Consider the following 455-nt stretch of genomic DNA (forward strand, 5'->3'; position numbering starts at 1 on the left):
CCACAACGACTAGACTGCCGGTGCCGCTGATGCCAGCGACGGGATAGTGCTTATCGATTGTTGCCCACGCACTGTTCCATTGACTTGCAATTTGCGACGTCAATACGCTGTCCAGGTCAACCTGGCCGAGATGGTTTACAGCACCGAGGCCAAAGGCCTTCCCAACGGTTAGCAGCCGACCGTCAGTAGTGTCGTTCGGAGTTTGCTGCTTCTGTAGTTGATAGATCCGCTGGATAGCCTGCAGGAGTTGCTTGTTATCGTTCGGATTGAGCGGTATCCCGCCGAATTCTGCTACAGCAGCGATTTCTTCTTGAATGGCATCAAACCATTCGGCTTCCAGATCCGTCGATGGCACGCCGGCAATCGGATCGCCGTTGGCAAAGCCGTCGCGGCCGGGGCCGAACTTGTTCAGATGTCGGGTAGGAGTGGCTATTCGTCGCATGGCGCACCTGGAA

The 455-nt window shown here is 56.0% G+C and carries 1 pseudogene; it reads right to left on the reverse strand.

From position 1 onward, the window contains the following. Positions 1–442, reverse strand: a pseudogene (locus tag ACEU5R_RS31980) (hypothetical protein); the annotation flags it as partial. Between the last annotated feature and the right edge of the window lie 13 nt (positions 443–455).

Origin of the sequence: Achromobacter sp. 413638, from assembly GCF_043119405.1 — a bacterium.
GTDB lineage: Bacteria > Pseudomonadota > Gammaproteobacteria > Burkholderiales > Burkholderiaceae_B > Achromobacter.